Origin of the sequence: Grimontia celer, assembly GCF_900055185.1 — a bacterium.
Classification (GTDB): Bacteria; Pseudomonadota; Gammaproteobacteria; order Enterobacterales; family Vibrionaceae; genus Enterovibrio; species Enterovibrio celer.
Map to the genome: position 1 here is coordinate 2151766 of NZ_FIZX01000001.1, position 22815 is coordinate 2174580.

Consider the following 22815-nt stretch of genomic DNA (forward strand, 5'->3'; position numbering starts at 1 on the left):
CGCTATATATTAAGCGGTAAACCAATTTCTTTATTGTCTCGGGCTGATCGATAAGTGCTAATTAAAAGTTCCAGCGATTTCAAGCCCTCCCTACCATCAGTTTCAGGTTTAGCTTTACCTCTGAGTACATCGGCAACATTTTGAAAGTATGGAGGATGCCCAAAACCATAAACTGATGTTGTTTGATAGTTAGCTTTATCAATCTCGGAGTCGTAGTCACATTCGTCTTCAAATACCCACTCTTGAATTTCATTAACGGCTACTCCACCGATTCTAACTGAACCTCTCTCACCTAGAACTGTTATTGAACCTTCTAGGTTTTTTGGATACGTGCACATAGTCACAGCCATGGATCCTAATGCCCCGTTACGCCACTTTATATTCACAACGCCCGTATCCTCCACCTCAATATCTCTGTGGGTAGATGTCATAGCGTGTATTTTTTCCACTGGCCCAATTAACCAGTGCATTAGGTCAACATAATGTGTCGCTTGATTCATGAAAGCGCCACCATCCATATCCCAGGTCCCCGACCATTCAGCTCTATTATAATATTCTTGAGGTCTAGTCCAGAATACGTTGAGATGAACTAAGTGAATCTTTCCAAAACGTTTATCCTCAACAGCACGTTTTAGTAGACGTAGAGTAGAGTTTCTTCTATTTTGTTTAACTACAAAAAGTTTTACATTTGCATCATCGCAGGCTTTGACCATTGCTATGCCATCTTCCCACTTAGTAGCCATAGGTTTTTCAGTTATGACATTCACACTGGCCTTTGACGCTTTAATCGCCTGAGCAGCATGCAAACCACTAGGTGTACACAACGTCACTAAATCCAGTTTTTCTTTTTCTAAAAGCCGTTCAATTGATGTATAGCCAGGTACTTTATATTGGTTCATGTGCTTTTCTAGTACCGATACATCGGTATCGCAAACCGCAACAAGCTCATACTCGGATTGTAGCTGTTCAATTGAACCGAAATGGTTTTTCGATATACGGCCACAACCAACAACAGCAATTCTTATCTTTCTATTTTTAATCATAGTCCCACCAATATTTAATTTATTTTAGGGTTGAATTTAACTAAGTAATAACCATTGATTCTTTGTAAATGTCAACCTGAAGCTTTTATCTTTTGGTTAAACGCATTTTTCTCTGCTTGATGCCAGCTTAATTGAGTACCTAGTTAATACAGTTCCTATCCCAAGAACAAGTCCGAGTATACTGCTTAATAGAGCAATTCTGATTCGGTTGGGCTCGTCTCTATTCAGAGGACGAATTGGTTTTTCTAAGTAGTTGAATGACGATATCTCCTCTGTTTTTTCTATTGGTTCATCCAAGGTTTTAATTTTATTTTCCAGAACAGATAAACTCGGATCAATAACTGTTAAATCATCAACTGACTTTAGTATCACTATTTTTTTTGAGAGAACCTCGGCCCCTAAGTCTATCGCGAAAATTTCGTCATTGCTCAGTATTTGGATAGGTTTTTCAATACCAGATTTTTTTGATATTTCATAGGCATATTGACTTTTTAAAATCTCAAGAGAAAGTGTATTTCTTGCTACCTCTTCTCTAGCCAATAGTTTTTTATCGAGCTCATTACGTTTGATTCTCAGCAATGATTTTAAATCTCGATAAAGGAGGGATGATACTTTTTCATTAGTGTAATTTATATACTTTACTAGTAAATCAAAACTAACTTCTGGTGATGTAGCTTGGAAGGACAATGTATAACTATTTTCGTCATTTTTGTCTAAGGCCTTAGCACTTATCCCCGCTCCCCATGAATTAATTTTGGTGTCAAAAACATCTTCTGAATCCACATCAATCCCTAAAGTTTTAAACTCTTTTTTTACTAAACTACTTTCTCTTAAGAATTCTAACTTATTCTCTTTTGAGTTAAATATCCTTATAAATCTTTCGTAAATTTTTTCCAACTCTAAGAGATCGTCAATCTCTTCTCCAGATTCAACATCTCCATTTACTTTGTATATATCAAATGCAGATTGGTATTGCTTCGCTGTACTTGCGAAGGATATTATGCTTGTAACATTGGGAAGAGTTACTATAGCTTTTGAACTCCACCATTGCTGAGCATTAAACGCATATATCACTGAAGTTAAGAAGGAAACCATTACGAACATAGCTATGATTACTTTCCCTCGCCACAAGGCAAGTATTAGATCCCTTAAGTCAATATCATCTCTGGCGCTTTGACTTCCGATAGATGATGCACTCTCAGACTGGGTCGTTGTCGTCACTCTAAATCCTCTTGGTTGTTCTGCTACTATGCAACGTCAATGTTTTCACTATTTTTAATCTACGCTACCGCCCTTAGGTATCGTCCCCAAAGCACGTAATAGCATCAATGTCGTAATGACTACTTCTTACGAAGCGCCTTGTTTTCCGTTGATACTTCAACCTGACGGCTAATCAGGTTGATCAACAAAATCGAACGCAATTCCCCGTCAGCTTCTTTATATATTGCGTCTGTCCCTTCAAACTGACCCGAAAGCACTTCTACTTCGTCACCGGGTTTGAACACGTCACCCAGTGCTTCACGCTGCTCATCGCTATCTTCATGGGACATTAGATGGGTGATGAGTTCCATAGGCACTAGGGTTGGCATTGCCCCCTGTCGAACAAAGTCAACCACACCACGCGTTGAACGCACGGTAGTGTATGAGATTTTTTCAGGATCAAAGGAAGCGAATACATAGTTAGGAAAGAGCGGCTCCAATTCACTGGAACGCTTACCACGGCGGATTTTTTCAACAGTTACTTGGGGATAGTAACAATCGACGCCTTGTCTTTTAAGGTGCTGCTCAGCGCGTTGTTGCTCGCTGCGTTTACAATAGAGCAGATACCATGGATTCATTTTTTGTTCTCGTCGATTTTTTTGCTAGCCAGTTTTTGCATCGTCTTTGCGAAGCAACTCAAGAGTATATTAGGCTGGCCTTTGTGCAGCAAGCATACAGCCTTTAACTGCACAAATTGTCTGCACTGGTTCATAGTTTGGAATGCAGGGATTGAATTTTTTTCAAACGGCAAAGAAAAACCGCCTGATTCGGCGGTTTTTTTGAGAGAGATTTTGATGACTTAAGCGCTAAGTCTTTGGATGTCCAAGCTAAAGCTAGTAAGTCCGATCTCACTGAGCGACACGCGTACACTGCCGCCTGAAAGGTCGATAGTTTGAAAGCGAGTATTCGATGCATCTATGCCTAGCAGGTTTTCGTTCTTCACAATCAACGCCTTGCCTGAGCCATCCACCACGGCATTGAGGCCAGCAGATAAAACATTAAGCTGGTTGTCCGCTGCGTTTAGGATTCCAAACATAGCGCGGATTGGACTCGCGTAGGTCGAGCGCTTGATAGCGTGTTCGATTTGATGGACAAGATGAACGAAGCCTCGTTCGTCCGCATCTTGTGAACGGAGATATTCGTTGAAGAACGCACGGATCATCAAGGTTGTCGCTGTTCCGTTCTCTCCAGCGGATGCGCTATCAACCATGTAGAATGCCATCTGACCATCCATCATCCAGGTGTAATCGAGTACTACCGGGTTGGTATCAGCAGACTGCAGTGAGTGATAAGACAATCGCCAGTCACCCTGTTGTGAGTCCTGCTCTGGCATCAACCCCATTAATAAGTCTCTTGCGCTACCTGGATTATCTAAGAGATCCTCCAAATGCCACTTCAGTTCTTCTGTCAGTGGCTGATCGCCGTTTTGAGAGACTTTAAACCATTGCTGAGAAAAATCTGCGTCACTGCTGACTCCACCATCGGCGTCTTCCAATACCGACATAATGGCCGACTTCACCACCATGATGTCTTCGATAGGTTTGATCAGAAAATCTTTAACGCCAAAGCGCAGCGCTTGAGCAACATCAGACATGCCACCCGTGCCTGAGATAACTATCACTGGCAACATTGGATATTCCATGCTGACTTCTTCGACGAACTCTAAACCGGTCATTACCGGCATAGATAGGTCGCTGAGTAACAAGTCAGGAATGCCTTCTCTTAGCGCTTTTAAACCATCTAATCCGTTTTCGGCTTCTCTTACAACGCACCCTTCTTTGCGAAGAAAGCTACCGATGATCCGGCTAAACACGGGATCATCTTCAACAATGAGAACTTCTTTTCCTTCCAACACAATATGTTCTCCTGTTTCCTCTTGCCTTGCTGGTGTCTAATATGGGCAATTCGCTACTACTAGGATAGTTTGAAAATCAGTGCGAGGTTGTCACTAGCCTGTATTAGACGACTCGAAAGTGGTTAACTTTCTGTATCCTGAAAAGAAAATAATTTGGATATTTTCTATCTTTCCTTACCTTCAGACCACCTTTAGAGCCCCTCTTATTGACATGAGACAACGAAAAACACGCCATGTTAATTTGAAATAGCCAAAATAACGCTTTTTGTTGAAGACAATCGCAACACAGTGAAATCCTATGAAATTAGATGACCTCAATCTTTTCCGACTTATCGTCGAAAATGGAAGCTATACGCTAGCTTCAAAAAAGACGGGAATTCCTGTTGCTACACTCACCCGAAGAATCCAGGCACTAGAAGAAGATATAAAGATTAAGCTGCTGCACCGTGATGCCAGAAAACTGTCTTTGACAGAGGCCGGGCAAAGTTTTTACGACCGTTGCTCTCCTTTGTTGGAACAACTGGTAGAAGCTACAGAAAACCTGTCCGAATGTTGTCAGGGTACTTCCGGCACCCTCCGTCTGGCAGCACCTTCAAACATTGCGATGAAGCTTTTGCAACCCATGTTGAGCGCTTTCCTAGTGGCTTATCCTGACATCAAAATTGACTTGTCACTCTACAGTGATGCATCCCCTACTCACTTGGATGACAAACATGCTTTCATCAAAATCGGACCACAGCGTGATTCATCGATGATCGCTCGAAAGCTACACACTGTGAGAGACATTCTTGTTGCTAGTTCGACTTATCTGTCAACAAATGCGCCTTTGACAGACGCTGGCGACCTTGAAAAGCATCATCTGCTGAAAGGATGGCCGCTGATGAGATGGCGACTTTCCAATGATAGAGGTCAGCACATCTGTATCTCTCAACAGGGGCGCTTTGAAGCCTCTGAGCTCCGTGTGGTAAGAGCTGCTGCAAAAGATGGATTGGGTATCGCACTGATACCGGATGTTTTGGTAAAGAAAGACATAAATGAGGGTGAACTGATTCAGATTTTGCCGAATTGGACTACTGAACCTCGTGATATCTTTCTGATGTATCATGATAAAACACATCACCCGGCAAAACTTCGTGCATTTATCGACTTTTCACTCTCATATTTTCACTCAGAAAACACTGAAGAGTGAGGTTGATCACCAAGTGTCCCAGATTCGATAAGTGATTAAAAAACCACCACACTTTTGGTGGTTAAAACTTGCTAACGTCGCCCCTCAACACCTAATGTTATTAATATGTAACGAAGCGATCGATCAAGCATCGCTGTTGCGTATTACAAACTACTGGTTACCGCACAGGAAGGAGCGACCTATGATTCTGGGACATTTGCTCGGCCTTTATACTCACCCGAAAGAAGAATGGAAAAATATCGACGACCGCCATGAAGGCACTGTGAACAGTATGGGGCATGCTGCGATCATGGCGCTTATTCCACCTATCTGCGCCTATTACTCCAGCGTTCATATCGGTTGGCAGATTGGCGTAGGTGACCCGATTTTCCTTACTCAACAAAGCGCCGTCATTATTGCTTGCGCGATGTACTTCGCCCTGATAACTGGTGTAATGGCTCTTGCTTACCTCACCCTTTGGATGAGCCGGACATTTGGTTCAACACCGACGTATACCCAGGCTTTAGAGCTAGCTGCGTACACGGCTACTCCAATATTCATGGTTGGTTTAGCAGCACTCTACCCGGTGGTTTGGTTTGTAATGTTGGTAGGACTCGCAGGTATTGCTTACTCTGTATATCTACTTTACACGGGAGTCCCCATTATCATGCACATACCGGAAGAAAGGGGCTTTATTTACGCAAGTTCAGTGGTCACCTGTGGGCTTGTGTTACTGGTTGCCATACTTGCCAGTTCGGTGATTATGTGGAATGTGGGTTTCGGACCTATGTTTGTCCAGTAAATGGCGGCCTTTAATCATTGGAATGGTCAATGATTGAAAATTACGAACATAAAAAACGCGGCTTGATAGCCGCGTTTTTTATTTGACGTTCATCTCTGACGGGAAGCTTAAATTAGCTCTCGTTGTAGATTTCGAGGTTAGCCAGCTCTTGCTGCTGTTCGCGAACCGCTTTAGATTCATCGTTACGCAGGCTTTCCAAGTAATCGAGGTATTCTTGGTTGATGTCACTGGTGACGTACTCGCCGCTGAATACTGAGCTTTCAAAGCGCTTCACATCAGGGTTTCCTTCACGTACTGCATCTTCTAAATCGCTGAGATCCTGGAAGATAAGACCATCAGCACCAATGATTTGACATATTTCATCGACCTCACGGCCATGTGCAATAAGCTCATTTGCGCTAGGCATATCGATACCATAAACATTCGGGAATCGAATCTCTGGTGCGGCTGACGCCATGTAAACACGCTTTGCGCCTGCTTCACGTGCCATTTCAATAATTTGTTCAGACGTAGTACCACGAACAATAGAATCATCCACCAACAACACTGATTTGTCTTTAAATTCTGAGCGGATGGCGTTGAGCTTACGACGCACTGATTTACGGCGTTGCTGTTGACCCGGCATGATAAAGGTACGGCCAACGTAACGGTTTTTCACGAACCCCTGACGATATGGTTTCTCAAGCACTTGAGCAATTTCCAACGCGATATCGCAAGACGTTTCTGGAATTGGGATTACCACGTCAATATCCAAGTCTTCCCATTCACGACGAATTTTGGCACCGAGTTTTTGCCCCATGTTGACGCGTGCACCATATACAGAGACTTTGTCGATGAATGAGTCTGGACGTGCGAAATAGACAAATTCAAAGATACAAGGAGACAATGTCGGATTATCAGCGCATTGACGGGTAAACAGACGACCATCAAAAGTGATGTAAACCGCTTCGCCCGGCGCTACATCGCGAACAAAGTCAAAGCCAACCGCGTCAAGTGCCACTGATTCTGAGGCCACCATGTACTCTTCACGGCCATTGACTGTGCGTTTGCCCAGGCAAAGTGGACGAATACCATGTGGGTCACGGAACGCAATAAGGCCATGTCCAATGATCATCGCAACAACTGCATAGCCACCGGTGACTTGTGCGTGAAGTTCACGCACCGCTGAGAACACGTGTTCTTCCGTCAGTTTGTCAGAGGCGACATTGTCAATTTGGTGGGCAAGAACGTTGAGAAGGACTTCTGAATCTGAAGTGGTGTTAAGGTGGCGGCGGTCTTGTTGAAAAAGCGACTCGCGAAGCTGGTTGGCATTGGTGAGGTTACCATTGTGCGCGAGCGTGATGCCATATGGTGAGTTCACATAAAATGGTTGCGCTTCTGAAGCACTGGAGCTACCTGCTGTTGGGTAACGAGCGTGGCCAATACCCACGGTTCCCTGCAGCCTTTGCATGTGCTTTAGTTGGAAAACATCTTTGACCAGGCCGTTCGCTTTTCTCAGGCGGAAACGGTTATCGTCAATGGTGACAATACCTGCCGCATCCTGACCTCGGTGCTGAAGTACTGTCAACGCATCGTAAATTGACTGATTAACCGGGGTCTCACCCACGATCCCAACAATCCCACACATGTATGCTGTTCCTTGTAACGCGAAATTGAGCCCAGGGAACTTGTGGATTTACCCGCGAACTTTGCCGCGGGAAAACCTTAGATCACCTTAGGCAGAAAGCTGGAGCTTTGCTCCAAATAAGTGAAAAACCACTCAATCACTACCCCAAATTTAGGGATTAACTGTGATTGTTTCCACTCTGGAGAGCTGGCAAGGCTGGTGAAAGCATCAAGGAAAAATAACAGCGCAGCGACTATCAATACGCCACGAATTCCCCCAAAAACAATCCCTAACACGCGATCTGTACCTGAAAGGCCAGTTTTTTGTACTAACTGTCCAATCACGTAGTTAACAACCGCACCAACAATCAGGGTGGCAATAAACAGCGCCGCTATCGCCGCACCATTTCGAATCATTTCGTCATGAATATTTGTAAAGTAAGCTGCCAATTGCGGGTAAAAATTACTCGCAACAAAGAAGGCACCAAACCAAATCACCAGCGATAAGGCTTCTTTAACAAAACCGCGGACCAAGCTAATCAGAGCAGAAAAGCTGATCACGCCAATAATGATGTAATCTATCCAATTCATCTTTTAATCATCTGAGCGATTCGCGCGCATTTTAACAGAAAAAATGACGACGCAAACGTTTTCTTATGGGTTGAGTGGGTTAAATCTAAGCAGTTGACCTTTCAAACCGGTCAAAGACTCTAAATCTGCAGTCATCGACTCAAGCTTTTCCTTAGACACATCAGGGCCTACCTCGACGCGTGCTAAATCACCCTCTTTGATATCGCGCGGCATCAGTTGAGCGGGGTAGCCTTTGCCTCGTAAAGTTGATACCAGATTCTTGGCGTTCTCTATATTTCTGAAAGTACCAAGACGAATGATCCAGGCGGAATCGGTGTACCCTTCTTTGGGTGCAGAAGACTCGGCAGCTTCTACATCAGACACTACCGGCTCATCAATGGTAACCATGACGGGATCTTCTGGCGGCATAAAACTTTCAACCTGCTCAGGTGCCTGAATAGGCTCAGTCAGCACGGACTCATCCACTTCCTTACGTAAGGGAATGGCTTGATAGCTTTCTTCGTAGTGTGCCTTTTCACCGTCAAATACATCGGGAAGGAAAATAACGCCCAGAGAGACAAGGATGAGCGTCCCGACCAATCGGTTTTGAAACTGGGTTGCCACAATTACTCCTGTTTTTGGAGGTGGTCGGCGATCTCACCGACAGTATGGAAAGAACCGAATACAATGAGGATGTCTCCCTGCCAATCAAGCGATGCTCTTGCTTTATCAAAAGCCAGCGCGGGAGACGTAAAGCCTTGGATACCATCCGGTAAGTGTTCTGCGATCTGCTCCCAGCTTGCGGCTCGAGGCCCCGAAAGCGACGCCGGGTACCAATGGTCAATGACGGACTTTATCTCTTCGATGGTAGCGGCGATATCTTTGTCGTGAAGCATTGCGACGACAGCATGAACGCTGGCATTGGAAGTCATTTTCAGTTCTTGAATTTGATGTGCCAGGTAAGCTGCAGAATGTGGGTTGTGAGCGACATCCATCAAAATCAATGGAGACTCAGAAATGCGCTCCATACGGCCAGCCAGCTTTACGGATTTCAGGCCATCAACAATGTGCTCGTCAGTCACTTCAAGTTCGGATAACCCTAACGCCATCAATGCTGTTGCAGCGTTCGGAAGTGGCAAGTTGGGAACTGGCAAGTCGCGCAAATCAAATGCGCCACACTGCCAATGCCACACATCACCTTCTTTTTCGTAGTCAAACTGGTAGCCCACCTGGTGAAGATTGGCACCAATATCGTCAGCATGGGCCGCAACACTTGCAGGCGGCTCCGGTTGACTGCAGACAGCCGGTTTTCCACCTCTGAAAATACCGGCTTTCTCGAAGCCAATCACTTCAATGTCATCACCCAGCCAGTCGACATGGTCGATGGCCAAACTGGTGATCACAGACACATCATGGTCAACAACATTCGTGGCATCCAAACGTCCCCCCAAGCCTACCTCAAGCACAACCACATCAACCTGGTTATCTTTGAACAACCAAAGTGCAGCCAGCGTACCGAATTCAAAAAAGCTCAGGCTGGTATCACCTCGCAATGTTTCTATCGCGGTGAATGCTTCTGAATGCCTTTCATCATCTAATTCCTGGCCGTTAACGCGAACACGCTCGTTATAACGCACCAGATGAGGAGAGCTGTAAACGCCCACTTTATAGCCAGCTTTGAGGAGAATGTTTTCGATGATGGCACAAGTTGAACCTTTGCCATTGGTGCCTGCTACCGTAATCACTTTTGGCGCTGGTTTGGTCAGCTTGCCATTGTTGGCAACCAGAGAAGCGCGGTCTAAACCTAAATCAATTGCGCTGGTGTGAAGAGATTCCAGATACTGCAACCATGCAGATAACGGTGAGTGAGCACCGGGCTTAATGAGTTCTGACATTTGTTATCTATTCAAATTTCCAATGCTTTAATCATATCAGTTAAAAGACAAAGAGCGCCATAAGGCGCTCTTTCGATGTGAGATTCACTTGAACAATTCAGGTTCAATTACTCTTTATCTTCTTCCACTGGCTCAGCTTCAACCACTTCACCTTCAAGCGGTTTGTCGACCGACACTACCAGTGGTGATTCATGGTTGGTCATTTTTGCCAACAAGCCACCAATACGTTGACGCATTTCACGACGGTCAACGATCATGTCAATGGCACCGTGTTCAAGCAGAAACTCACTACGCTGGAAGCCTTCTGGCAACTTTTCACGCACGGTTTGTTCAATAACACGTTGACCAGCAAAACCGATCAGCGCTTTTGGCTCACCGATGTTAACGTCGCCCAACATCGCAAAGCTTGCAGTAACACCACCAAAGGTTGGGTCAGTCAACACAGAAACAAACGGCAGGCCTTTTGCTGAAAGACGCTCAAGTGCTGCACTGGTTTTCGCCATTTGCATCAGCGACATCAACGCTTCTTGCATACGCGCGCCACCACTTGCAGAAAAACAGACAAAGCCACAGTTGTTTTCGATTGCTGCGTCTACTGCTTTCACGAAGCGCGCGCCAACAACCGCCCCCATTGAGCCGCCCATGAAAGCAAACTCAAAAGAAGCGGCGACAACCGGCATGCCCAACAGTTCGCCTTTCATGACGATCAGGGCATCTTTCTCACCGCTTGATTTCTGCGCTGCAGAAATACGGTCTTTATACTTTTTGGAGTCGCGGAATTTGAGCAGATCTTTTGGCTCAAGCTCATCACCGATTTCCACGCGGTCACCTTCATCGAGGAAGGTCTCCAAGCGCTTGCGCGCACTCATGCGCATGTGGTGATCACATTTCGGACACACATGCAGGTTACGCTCGAGTTCTGCATGGTACAGCACTTGTTCGCACGACGAACACTTGGTCCAGACGCCTTCAGGGATAGAAGCCTTACGTGAAGAACCGATATTGCTTTTTGTCAGTATTTTTTCAAGCCAGCTCATGAACGACCTTTTTTATTGGAGCACTCGCCGCTTACATCACTATCTGCACTGTTTCGTTCACCATGAACGCGGTCTGCGCAGAGATGGGCAAGTGGCCTTGATATCTAATAATTCAACGAAGAATTAAAACACAACTTGTTAAGACTTTGGACAAAAAACTGGTACTACCTATTGTTAGTCCCACTTCTGTCTACTTTGCTTTGTAACGAAGAGGCAATTTTCCGCGACTCTACGCTGGTTACAGTTGTTCGTCCGGCAAAAACAGCGGACCTACCGGCGAAGATGGAAGTTCATATTCCGCCGGGTAATCCACTTCTACCAGATACAATCCTTCTGCCTTTGCTGTTGCTGCCGCTAAGTTGCGGTCTTTAATTTCTAACAGCCATTTCAGCCACTCTGGTTTTTGCTCTTTGCGGCCGACAGCAATCAAACTGCCAGTGATATTCCTCACCATATGGTGAACAAATGCATTGGCCTTGATATCAATGATCACGTAACGTCCCTGACGAGTCACATTTATATGATGAACGTTTCGCCATGGGCTGTTCGACTGACAATGGGCAGCACGGAAGGAAGTAAAGTCATTCTCTCCCAGTAAGCACTGTGCCGCTTCATGCATCAGCTTTTCGTCGAGCTCGCCATGATAGTGGCTCACGCCGTGACGCAGAATTCCCGGGCGCAAAGCATCGTTGTAGATAATGTAGCGATAACGACGCGCCGTTGCGGTAAAGCGGGCATGGAACTCGTCGGGCACTTCTTTAGCCCAACGCACCGCAATGGTATCAGGCAGGTGCGTGTTAACACCCATCGTCCATGCGCGCAAAGGTCTTGAACCATTAACATCGAAGTGAACGACTTGACCTGTGCCATGAACGCCAGCATCTGTACGACCAGCGCACTGCACTTCAATCGGCTGGTTGGCGATTTTGGACAGGGCTTTTTCAAGGTGTTCTTGAACGCTTGGCACTTCACGTTGGCGTTGCCAACCATAAAATTTCGCACCATCGTATTCCACACCCAGGGCAATTCTCATCGTGTTTTCTCTGTCTTGCTGGTTATCTAAGGCGGCGCATTATATACCCAAACGACCTGAAAATGCAGGATTCAGCGAGATTGACTGGCGTTGTGTTCGCGGCGTTCCTTTGTAGATGTAGTCACCTCCATCAAAAAGGAACAACAAAGATCACGGCGTCAGTCAACTCGCCCGAAGGGAGGCCCTCAACGCGAGCACCTTCAGGTTGTTTGGGTATATTCCCAAAGCGTCAGGCATAAAAATGGCGGGATAACCCGCCATTTTTGTTTTGACTCATTTAGTTGAGCTTCTCAATCATCAATCTGGCTTCATCCTTGAGGTTGGCATCGCCACTTTGCATCACCTTTTCAAGAAGCTGAATGGCACCGTCAACGTCGTTCATCTCAAGGTAGGCTTTCGCCAAATCCATGTTGGTAGCGGCTTCGCCACTGCTATCTACATCGGCAGGTTGAATATCGCTAAGCACATCCGGGAAATCTGCCAGTCCAACATCCAAGTCCATCTTCAGCGAATCAGGGTCTTCCTGAAGCGCGCCGTCGTCTTTCATCAGATCATCAATACTGATGTACTCTTCACTCGGAGACGACGCTTCAACCAGCTCACTTTCAACGTCATCCAGTAACCCGTCCAGATCGCCTTCGAGATCCATCGACTTGATCTCATCTCCTAGGACTTCAGGCTGCTGAGACCAGTCTTCACTTTCCAACTCAGGTTCTGGCGCTTGCTCTGCACTCCAGACATCACTTTCGTCTTCAGGAATATCGAGTTCTTCAGTTTCAAAATCGCCTAATCCGGAGTGTTCATCATCCAACTCATCGGAGAGCAACGCTTCCATGTTGAGGCCGGCAACCTGGTGCTCATCGTCATCCAGTTGCGCCAGCTCATCCAGTTCAGCGGCGCGATAAGGCGCTTGAGACACCGGGGCAGAAGATTGTGTAAAACCCTCTTCTTTAGATTGCGGGAGAAACTCTTCCAGTTCTCTTTGTTCATCTAATGCAGCAGACAGCGCGTCGTCTTCATCAAATTCACCCAGCTCGTCCATTCCAATTGGATCAACTTTTGGGAAAGCCAAGGTATTTGGTTCTGTCGCTGTGAAAGCCTGAGCCTCTTCGTTGTCTTCTTCCTGCAGCTGAGTTGTATCCAGCAACTCTTTTTGAAGCGCTTCATCTTCTGGAAGTTCACTTTCAACAGGCTCTGCTAAATCTTCCTGAGCAGAAGGAAGCTCGACGTCATATTCCTGCGCAGCGTCTTCTTCAGTAAATTCAGGCAGGTTTTCCAAATCCAGTGGCGCATCATCGTTGTCATCAGGTTGCGCATCACCGGTTGTTTCCGGCTCGCCTTCGCTGTCCGCTAATGCTGCCTCTTCGTCATATTCTGGTAAAGATGACAAATCAAGAGGTGCTTCATCTTCCTCTTCAAACGCTTCTTCAGCGTCATCCTCTGGAGCAACTTCAGATACATCCTCTGGCTGCGGATCAAACGCTTGAGTTTCTTCAACCTCGCTTTCCGCTTCCGGACTATCTGAAGTTGAAGTCAGGGCTTCACTGCCCTCAGCATTTGACGCTTCTGGAGACAGCTCATTGCTAATGAGCTCTTCGGTCTCTACTTCGGCGTCGTCTGTGTCAGGCTCTTCGGTAAGTGCTGCCAGTTCATCTTCAGGCTCATTTGCCTCTTCAGGCACTTCAGGCACTTCAGGGGCAGTGTCTGCCTGCTCTGAAGGGACCTCATCAGACTCAGTTGGAGACTCACCTTCATCGAGCAAGCTATCAAGAAGATCCAAGTCTTCCGATGTCGCCTCAGGTTCTTCAACTGGCACTTCGTCCAGAACAACTTCTTCCGTTTCGTTTTGCGCCGCTTCCTCGGCCTGTTCGTCCTGCTCGAGTACATCATCAAGTAGGTCCAGATCTGATTCTGAAGCTTCCGGCTCTGGTTCAGCGCCAACAGGTTCATCTTCAACGATTGCATCCAGTTCTGTGTCTGAATCGTCTGAGCTCAGCGCGTCGTCCAACTCTGAAAAATCATCGGCGTCGGGCTCTGTCTCTAAAGGCTGCTCATCAAGCTCCAGAGCCTCAGGCTCAGGGAGTTCCAATTCGTCAGTGGCCTCTTCAAGCACATCATCTAAATCGTCAACCAGTGACTCTTCTGTGCTTTCTGGAAGTGCCTCTGTATCAATATCCAGCTCGCTATCGATATCCAACTCATTATCAATATCAAGCTCGTTATCAAAGCCAAGGTCTTCACCAAGCAGGTCGTCTTCCGGGACCTCATCCAGTAAAGCACTTTCATCTTCGAGTGCATCACCGTCATCAATCAATTCATCAAGCAGGACATCGGTTTCACCGAGATCAACATCTTCCTGCTCTTCTGGTTCACCGAGAACATCGCCCAATAAGTCATCGTCATCGATAGCTTCATCAAGCAATGCATTTTCATCAAGTGGGTCTAAATCATCTTCACTGACAAGCTCATCCAGCAAAGTATCTGTTTCGGACAGATCCGCTTCTGGTTCTAAATCCAGAGACAAATCGTCAGTGTCGTCTTTTTCTTCTGACTCGACTGCATTACCGTCTTCATCGATGAGGTCATCGCCCAGCATTTCATCAAGCAGAGCGTCCGGGTCAGCAATGTCTTCCTCTTCAGCAACGTCATTGCTGATTAGATCTAAGTCGCCATCTTCGTCGAGAAGCTCATCCAACATTGCTGCGTTATCATCAGCGCTAGGCTCCGGATCCAAAGCAGGCTCGGCGGCATCGCCAATAAGATCATCAATGTCATCATCCGACAAGTTGATGTCTTGAGACAAATCAACCTCAGGCTCATCATCAAGCACGTTGTCAAACAGGGCTTCATTGGTTTCGAGCGATTCTTCTGTACTCTCTTCCTCAGGTGAAGCGTCAGACGTTGGTTCGGCATCTTCCGTTGCTGCTTCATCATTGTCACCAGACTGCTCTGCGTTTAACAGAGCATCAATGTCATCGACTTCTTCATCATCACCACCACCGAGAGATTGTTCCCACATTGCGGCAAGCGCTTCATCAGGGCTGAGTTCTGACTCTTCCGGCTGGGAAGACATTTCATCGAGCGCGCGCTCCATGTCTTCAAGGCCGATTGCACCGTCAGTGTTGGCTTCGATATCCAAATCAGTGCTGGTATCGAAGTCATCATCCAAACCGACATCAAGATTCGATGTCAGGTCAGTATCGGCATCAATATCCAGACCACCTTCTTCAGGCTCTTCTGAAAGCTCTAGGGTGTCGGACAGGTTGATGTCGTCAAGGTCATCCCCCATGTCGTCGCCAAAGAGTTGGTCGGCATCAATGTCATCAGTAACTTCGAGTTCATCATCTTCCAGCACCAGTTCGTCGGTGTCGTCATCCACATCGACCATGGCCACTGGCATGTCTGGATCTTCGCCGTCCAAACCTTCTGGCTCTGCTACATCGACATCTTCATCTTTACGACGACGCATGATGAAGAAGGCAGCAGCACCAATCACTAACAACGCAGGGATAATCGCCATGGTCGCCAGCATCAATGGGCTTGCCATCAGGGATTCAAAGAAAGAAGGCTCCTTCATTTCCATCTGGGCCTGACGCATACGTTGGATTTCGAGGAACTCGCGAATTTCTTCGGTTAGCTCTTCATCTGCGGACATTTGGTCTTTCAGTGCTGCCAGTTCATTTTGAACTTCAGCCAGACGGATTTTGAGGATGTGATTACTTTCAACCAACTTGCCCATTTGCAGATCGGATTCGTTGATCTGATTCTGAACCATGGACATGTCAGGTTTGGCTGGCGCACCCGCCATTTCGCCCTTAGGCTCCATCATCTCCTTCTCTTGCATTGGCTTGTTCTCAGCCATGGTTTCCGGTTCTCCGGCTTCCATTTCAGGCTTCGCTTTTTCGGCCATCGCAGGTTCAGGTGTTGGTTCAGGCTTGGGTGCAGGTTTTGGTGTAGCAACAGGTGCGGTAACTTGCTGACTCAAAGGCTGGTTAGCAACGCGTTGTGCGTCTTTTCGCGCCTGATCAATTTGCAGGCGACTTGCTACGTCATCCGTACTTTCGCGGCGAATTTCCGTCAGGGTTGGCATCAACAAAGTGCTGCCAGGAGTCAGACCGTGAATATTGGCATCTTCGAACGCGCCCGGATTGAGGCGGAAAATAGCACCAATAGTCTGATAGACAGTCACAGAGTTGTTTGGCTGATAGCGTGACGCGATAGACCAAAGGGTGTCGGTGTCTCGGGTTGGACCAACAGATTGGCGTCGGTTCACCGAGGATAGCGGCGCCTGATTTTGTTGAGTCAAAGGTGCAGTAGCATTAGGCGGAGGAGATTCTTCCACCGGGCCAAGAATACGAATAGCAGACTGCGCAGAGAACGGAACACCGAGGCTCAGCAATAAAGACGAGACGACAAGCGTTTTGCCGAGACGACCACCTGATAAGTATGAAAAAAGAGTTCGCTTCATCGCGTTATAAAAATCTGGGTCAGACACTGCCCGCATTCCCCTATGGCAGAATAAAAGGCTTTTCACAATCGCGTCGCGTTTCCCTACTGAAGTCGTTGGGAGGTAAGGCGTTAAACACCTGCTGCGATTGATATTACTGGTTATTTCCCTAACTATATCGGAAGCCCAGCTGAAAACTGTAGTGTGAAGAGATAAAACTGTGTTTTGTGATCAAACAACCGGCAACAGATCACTGCTGCCGGCCGTTTTAACTGAATGAGATTGATTCAGTCAGGAATGATTACAGGTAATCGCGGATCAGAAGTTCTGCAATTTGCACTGAGTTTGTCGCAGCGCCTTTGCGAACGTTATCTGCCACAACCCACATGTTCAGGCCATTCGGGTGGCTGATGTCGTTACGTACACGGCCGACCATAACATGGTCTTTACCTGTCGCTTCTTTTACCTGCGTTGGGTAGTCTTCGCCGTAGTAAACTTCAACGCCTTCAGCGCGGGATAGCAGGTCCATCGCTTCGGTGGCATCCAACGGCTGCTGACATTCAATGTGTACGGCTTCAGCGTGGCCATAGAACACTGGCACGCGAACACAGGTCGGGTTTACCGCGACGGAATCGTCACCAAGGATCTTCTGGGTTTCCCACACCATTTTCATTTCTTCTTTGGTGTAGCCGTTGTCCATGAACTCATCAATATGTGGCAGACAGTTAAATGCGATCTGCTTTTTGTAAGTGCTTGGCTCTGCTTCCTGGCTGTTCAGCAGTTTCACTGTCTGGCCTGCCAGTTCATCAACGCCTTTCTTACCTGAACCAGATACTGACTGGTAGGTTGCTACGTTGATACGCTCAATACCTGCAGCATCGTAAATTGGCTTCAGTGCCACCAGCATTTGGATGGTCGAACAGTTAGGGTTCGCGATGATGTTACGGTTGCGGAAATCCGCAATTGCTTCCGGGTTCACTTCTGGCACTACCAGCGGAACATCGTATTCGTAACGGAAACGTGAGGTGTTATCGATAACCACCACGCCCTCATCTGCAGCAATAGGAGCCCAACGGTCAGAAGATTCAGCACCCGCTGAGAACATCGCGATTTGAACCTGGCTCCAGTCAAAGTCTTCCACGTTTTTCACGCGGACACTTTTACCGTTAAAACGAATGGTTTCACCGGCACTGCGCTCACTTGCCAGCAAGTGAAGGTTGCGCACAGGGAATTTACGCTCTTCCAACACCTCGATAATGGTGCGCCCTACTGCGCCTGTAGCACCTAAAACAGCGACGTCATAAGCCACATCGAATTCTTGTGTCATGATTATTCCTCTACGGTAAAACCTAAATTAGCGAGCGACTCTAACCCAAACGCTGCCTCGCCCGCTACTGTAATTGCACTGTACTCACGTCTGTCCCAGTAATTCTTGCGCAAGCGGTCAAAGCTTGCGCGTTGCTGCTCAACGTCAGCCATCGCACGGCGAAACTCGGCATCATCACGGCGGACGTCATAAATTAGCTGGCACAGTGCCATCAGATCGCTTTCATCCCAAGGTTTGCTAAGAGATACCTTTGGAATTGGCGCAATCGGCAGCAAAGATGCCGCTTCGACTTTTTCTTCCTGGTTACCCAGAAATTCACAGTAACTGTTGTAAATCATGGTGGTGCCGCGTGCTTTACCTTCCAGCCCGTAACCCGCAACGTGCGGGGTGGCGAAAGCCAGCATGGGAAGAAGTTCCATATCCACTTCCGGTTCGAACTCGAACACATCCAGTACAGCTGTTAACTGCTGTGTTTTCAGCGCGGCTTTCAATGCGTCGTTACTGACCACTGGACCGCGAGCCGCGTTGATAAGGATTGAACCTGGCTTTAGGGCAGCGATCTCCGCATCACCCATCAGATGATGCGTTGGGTGTTCACCGTTTTTGGTTAGCGGCGTATGGAATGTCAGGACATCACACTCTGCAATCAGGGTTTGTAGAGGATGAAACTCGCGTGTGTCACCTTCCGCTTGTTTGAGCGGGTCACACAAAAGATGCTGAATGCTCAGTGCTGACAGACACTTCGACAGGTAGCTACCTACCTGACCTGCGCCCACAATGCCAACTTTACGGTCAGCAATAGAAAAACCCTGTTGTTGACTCAGTACCAGCAGCGCGCTTATCACGTATTCTGCCACACCCACTTTGTTACAGCCTGGTGCGGCAGTAAAGAAGATGCCTTTGCTGGCAAGCAGCTCCGCATCAACATGGTCGGTGCCTGCGGTTGCCGTGCCAACAAATTTCAGTTTGTTGGCTTTTTCTAGCAGCGCTTCGTCAACCTTGGTGACGGAGCGAATCATCAACGCATCAACGTCAATCAAGTCTTCTGTGGTCAGGGTGCGCCCTGCTTTGGCGGTGACCGTACCCAGCTTGCTGAACAACTCAGCGGCATACGGCATGTTTTCATCAATCAGAATGTTCAAGTGCGTTTACTCTTACATTTATTCCATTGGCGCTATTGTGACGCTTTTCTGCGCCAGATTAAACGAAAAAACCCGGCCGATTGGCCGGGCAAAATCCAGGATCTGAAAGGTAGAGATCGGCTCTCAACGATCTAAACCTGCGTCTGTTGTAGGCATAAAGCCAACGTCCCGGAAAACCGTTAGGACACGTTAGGCTATTGCTAACAACTATCCTTCGTATTTTTTAATAACCAGCGTGGCGTTGGTACCACCAAAGCCGAAGCTGTTAGACATCACTGTCTTCAGCTCTACTTCACGGGTTTCCGACACGATATCAAGACCTTCAGCAGCTGGATCCAAGTTTTCAATGTTGATGCTTGGTGCAACGAAGTTGTTTTCCAGCATGATGGTGGAGTAAATCGCTTCGTGAACACCTGCCGCACCCAGTGCGTGACCGGTCATGGCTTTGGTGGCAGAAATTGCAGGGCTGTTGTTGCCGAAAACTTCCTGAATCGCACCCAGCTCTTTCACATCACCCACTGGCGTAGAGGTGCCGTGAGTGTTGATGTAATCGATTTGATCTACGTCCTGCATCGCCATCTTCATACAGCGAATCGCACCTTCACCTGATGGCGCTACCATGTCGTAGCCATCTGACGTTGCACCGTAGCCCACAATTTCACCGTAGATTTTCGCACCACGCGCCAGCGCATGCTCAAGCTCTTCGATAACCATCATGCCGCCACCACCAGAGATAACGAAACCATCGCGGTCTGCGTCGTAGGTACGTGATGCTTTTTCTGGGTTGTCGTTGTATTTGGTCGACAGCGCGCCCATCGCGTCAAACATCATGGTCAGTGACCAGTCAAGCTCTTCACCACCACCTGCAAAAACAACGTCTTGCTTGCCCAGTTGAATCAATTCAACGGCGTGGCCAATACAGTGTGCTGATGTCGCACACGCAGAGCTCATGGTGTAGTTCACACCACGGATTTTGAATGGTGTTGCCAGACAAGCTGAAACCGTCGAAGACATGGTACGTGGCACCATGTAAGGACCAACACGTTTTACGCCTTTCTCACGTAATGTGTCTGTGGCTGCAACTTGGTTAATTGAAGATGCGCCACCAGAACCGGCAACCAGACCGGTGCGGTCATTAGACACCATATCTTCTGTCAAACCAGCATCTTCGATAGCCTGTTCCATTGACAGATAAGCGAAGCCCGCAGCATCGCCCATAAAACGAAACTTTTTGCGATCAATGTGATCAGCAGGATTGAGCTTTAAATCACCCCAGACATTACTGCGAAGCTTCATGTCTGCGAACTGTTGGGAAAAGCTAATCCCTGATTTACCCGTCTTTAATGACTCCAGCACTTCTTTAACGTTGTTACCGATGCTGGAAACAATTCCCATACCTGTAATTACGGCTCGTTTCATCTTTTGTTCCTACAATTCGAGTTCGCACCGATGATAGCGGTTTTGATACGCCTAAGTGGTCAGCTTTCCTAGAGTACAGGTGTAAGCTGAAATTTTTCACATACTGACACAGACCCGTTGTCGGTTCTGTATATTCCGTCGAATTGGCGATAGAATCCGCGCTCGACGTGCAAACCCCGTTTTTATTAAGGTAAGGCTTGTGACCCAAACCCGTATTGAACACGCCCAAATTCACTGGAATGACGCCGGAACACCGGTCTCTGACAACTTTGACGATGTTTACTTTTCCAATGCCAATGGTCTGGAAGAAACGCGCTACGTGTTCCTACAGCAAAACCAGCTACCAAACCGCTGGGATACCTTTTCAAATGACCGATTCGTGATTGCGGAAACCGGATTTGGTACTGGCCTTAACTTTCTGGCTGTGTGGCAGTGGTTTGCCCAATTCCGAAAGGAAAACCCTGAGGCTCAAGTCAACCAGCTTCATTTCATCAGCTTTGAGAAGTTCCCGGTCTCCGTTACTGATTTAGAAAAAGCCCACGCAGCCTGGCCAGAGTTGGCGGATTTCGCCGAAGCACTTCGCAAACACTACCCAGCAGCGGTTTCTGGCTGCCACCGTTTGGTATTGGCAGATGGCATGATCACGTTGGACTTGTGGTTCGGCGACATCAAAGACTGTATGCCGCAAGTGTGGACGTCTGATGAAGGAATTGTGGACTGCTGGTTTCTGGACGGCTTTGCACCCAGCAAGAACCCTGAAATGTGGAGTCAGACGCTGTTCGACGGCATGGCAAGACTGGCTAAACAGGCATGTACCGTTGCCACTTTTACCGCGGCAGGCTTTGTGCGTCGCGGCTTAATCGACGCAGGCTTTGAAATGAAGAAAGCCAAGGGCTATGGCACCAAACGCGACATGATTGTCGGCACCATGGTCGAACGCAACCAGCCCCGCCAACAGGCACCCTGGTATAAACGTACCGCACCACAAAACAGCAATGACATTGCCATTGTTGGTGGCGGTGTGGCGAGCGCTACCTTGGCACTGTCACTGGTACGCCGTGGAAAATCAGTCACCCTTTATTGCGAACATGACAAGCCTGGACTTGCCGCCTCCGGCAACCGACAAGGCGCGGTGTATCCACTTCTAAATGGCAGTGACGATGCCCTTTCTCGCTTCTTTGCGCCGGCATTTCTGTTCTCCCGTCAGTTTATTGAACAGGCAGCCGAAACGGTTTCGTTTGATCACGAATTGTGTGGCGTTACTCAATTAGGGTGGGATGAAAAAAGCGCGGACAAATTGGCGAAGATGCTGACAGGTGGTTTTCCGGAAGCTCTTATCCACGGTATCACCAAAGAAGACGCCGAATCACTGACTGGCATTGAAACCGGGCACGGCGGTGTCACCTATCCTCTCGGCGGCTGGTTGTGTCCTCAGCAGTTAACCCAGGGCTTGATAGCCAATGCTGAGAAAACTGGCCTGTTGACCTGTCATTACAATGCCGAAGTGACGAAAGCCAGTCATCAGAACGGGTCGTGGACACTGACTGCAAACCAAAGCGAACGGACTCACGATACCGTGGTTGTTGCTAACGGTCACAAGTTCACCCAGTTTGAACAAACCGCCCCCATCCCGGCCTATGCGGTTCGTGGTCAGGTTTCCCACATTAATACCACGCCAGCGTTAAAGCAGCTCAAAACCGTGGTGTGTTATGACGGTTACCTGACGCCGGCCAACCCGAAAAATGACACCCACTGCATCGGCGCCAGCTACAGCCGAAATAATACTTCCATGGCGTTTAGCATGGACGATCAGGCTGGCAACAAGCAGCGCCTGGTCGATTGCATTCCTGCTGAGTGGCCAAAAGAGATTGATACTGACCATGGTGGTGGTCGCGTGGGTATTCGCTGTGCCAGCCGCGATCATTTGCCGTATGTCGGTGATGTCTGCGACTTTGAAGCCCTGAAAACCGCATACAGTGATTTGCGTGATAAGAAAGACAATGCCGAAGATGTGCCGGTTTACCCGAACCTGTATAGCCTGTTGGCACTCGGTTCGCGCGGTTTAACCTCAGCGCCAATCCTCGGTGAGCTTCTGGCTTCACAGCTTTGTAGCGATCCACTCCCCATGCCGGTTGATGTGCTTAATGCCTTGCATCCCGGACGCATGTGGGTGAGAAAGCTGCTCAAGGGTAAAGCGCTTTAGTAGGGAAAG

17 protein-coding genes are annotated in these 22815 nt (G+C 47.7%); 3 read left to right on the forward strand and 14 right to left on the reverse strand.

All coding sequences use genetic code 11. The annotated features are described in order from the left end of the window. Positions 1–2: 2 nt before the first annotated feature. The 4 genes from GCE9029_RS09455 to GCE9029_RS09470 all read right to left on the reverse strand — a co-directional run bounded on the left by GCE9029_RS09455 (position 3) and on the right by GCE9029_RS09470 (position 4158). Positions 3–1043: a Gfo/Idh/MocA family protein gene (locus GCE9029_RS09455; protein ID WP_062662933.1), complete on the reverse strand. Its 1041-nt coding sequence runs from the start codon at positions 1041–1043 to the stop codon at positions 3–5. Between the two features lie 96 nt (positions 1044–1139). Further along, positions 1140–2264: an LPS O-antigen chain length determinant protein WzzB gene (locus GCE9029_RS09460; RefSeq protein ID WP_062662934.1), complete on the reverse strand. Its 1125-nt coding sequence runs from the start codon at positions 2262–2264 to the stop codon at positions 1140–1142. Positions 2265–2383: 119 nt separating this feature from the next. Next, the gene (rfaH, locus tag GCE9029_RS09465) at positions 2384–2881 is read right to left on the reverse strand and encodes a transcription/translation regulatory transformer protein RfaH (RefSeq protein ID WP_062662935.1); all 498 of its coding nucleotides are present in this window, start codon (positions 2879–2881) and stop codon (positions 2384–2386) included. Positions 2882–3102: 221 nt separating this feature from the next. Then, the gene (locus tag GCE9029_RS09470) at positions 3103–4158 is read right to left on the reverse strand and encodes a response regulator (RefSeq protein ID WP_062662936.1); all 1056 of its coding nucleotides are present in this window, start codon (positions 4156–4158) and stop codon (positions 3103–3105) included. 298 nt (positions 4159–4456) lie between these two features. On the opposite strand from GCE9029_RS09470, the gene GCE9029_RS09475 reads away from it, so the two are divergent. Beyond that, a complete protein-coding gene (locus tag GCE9029_RS09475; RefSeq protein ID WP_062662937.1) occupies positions 4457–5347 on the forward strand; it encodes a LysR family transcriptional regulator in 891 nt (296 codons plus the stop codon). A gap of 181 nt (positions 5348–5528) precedes the next feature. After that, a complete protein-coding gene (locus tag GCE9029_RS09480; protein ID WP_062662938.1) occupies positions 5529–6128 on the forward strand; it encodes a Yip1 family protein in 600 nt (199 codons plus the stop codon). A gap of 112 nt (positions 6129–6240) precedes the next feature. On the opposite strand, the gene purF is transcribed toward GCE9029_RS09480, so the two are convergent. From purF to fabB, 10 genes are all read right to left on the reverse strand, one after another. Continuing rightward, on the reverse strand, positions 6241–7755 hold the full coding sequence (purF, locus tag GCE9029_RS09485; protein WP_062662939.1) for an amidophosphoribosyltransferase: 1515 nt from the start codon (positions 7753–7755) through the stop codon (positions 6241–6243). A 77-nt stretch (positions 7756–7832) separates the two neighbouring features. Then, positions 7833–8324 carry a colicin V production protein gene (cvpA, locus tag GCE9029_RS09490; RefSeq protein WP_002537786.1) on the reverse strand — a complete coding sequence of 164 codons (492 nt, stop codon included), beginning with the start codon at positions 8322–8324 and terminating at the stop codon, positions 7833–7835. 63 nt (positions 8325–8387) lie between these two features. Then, positions 8388–8927 carry an SPOR domain-containing protein gene (locus tag GCE9029_RS09495; protein ID WP_062662940.1) on the reverse strand — a complete coding sequence of 180 codons (540 nt, stop codon included), beginning with the start codon at positions 8925–8927 and terminating at the stop codon, positions 8388–8390. A 2-nt stretch (positions 8928–8929) separates the two neighbouring features. Continuing rightward, entirely contained in the window at positions 8930–10198 is a 1269-nt protein-coding gene (folC, locus tag GCE9029_RS09500; protein ID WP_062662941.1) for a bifunctional tetrahydrofolate synthase/dihydrofolate synthase, read from the reverse strand. Between the two features lie 107 nt (positions 10199–10305). Further along, positions 10306–11235: an acetyl-CoA carboxylase, carboxyltransferase subunit beta gene (gene accD / locus GCE9029_RS09505; protein ID WP_062662942.1), complete on the reverse strand. Its 930-nt coding sequence runs from the start codon at positions 11233–11235 to the stop codon at positions 10306–10308. Positions 11236–11473: 238 nt separating this feature from the next. Next, a complete protein-coding gene (gene truA / locus GCE9029_RS09510) occupies positions 11474–12268 on the reverse strand; it encodes a tRNA pseudouridine(38-40) synthase TruA (protein ID WP_062662943.1) in 795 nt (264 codons plus the stop codon). A gap of 277 nt (positions 12269–12545) precedes the next feature. Beyond that, entirely contained in the window at positions 12546–16772 is a 4227-nt protein-coding gene (locus tag GCE9029_RS09515) for a FimV/HubP family polar landmark protein (protein WP_062662944.1), read from the reverse strand. 244 nt (positions 16773–17016) lie between these two features. Next, on the reverse strand, positions 17017–18042 hold the full coding sequence (locus GCE9029_RS09520) for an aspartate-semialdehyde dehydrogenase (RefSeq protein WP_062662945.1): 1026 nt from the start codon (positions 18040–18042) through the stop codon (positions 17017–17019). A 2-nt stretch (positions 18043–18044) separates the two neighbouring features. Next, entirely contained in the window at positions 18045–19184 is a 1140-nt protein-coding gene (locus tag GCE9029_RS09525; protein WP_062662946.1) for a 4-phosphoerythronate dehydrogenase, read from the reverse strand. Between the two features lie 207 nt (positions 19185–19391). Continuing rightward, positions 19392–20603, reverse strand: a complete 1212-nt coding sequence (gene fabB, locus GCE9029_RS09530; RefSeq protein ID WP_046302947.1) for a beta-ketoacyl-ACP synthase I — start codon at positions 20601–20603, stop codon at positions 19392–19394. Between the two features lie 199 nt (positions 20604–20802). Here fabB and mnmC point away from each other — a divergent pair, with 199 nt between their 5' ends. Further along, complete coding sequence (mnmC, locus tag GCE9029_RS09535; RefSeq protein WP_062662947.1) at positions 20803–22806, forward strand: bifunctional tRNA (5-methylaminomethyl-2-thiouridine)(34)-methyltransferase MnmC2/FAD-dependent 5-carboxymethylaminomethyl-2-thiouridine(34) oxidoreductase MnmC1; 2004 nt, start codon at positions 20803–20805, stop codon at positions 22804–22806. Positions 22807–22815 lie beyond the last annotated feature (9 nt).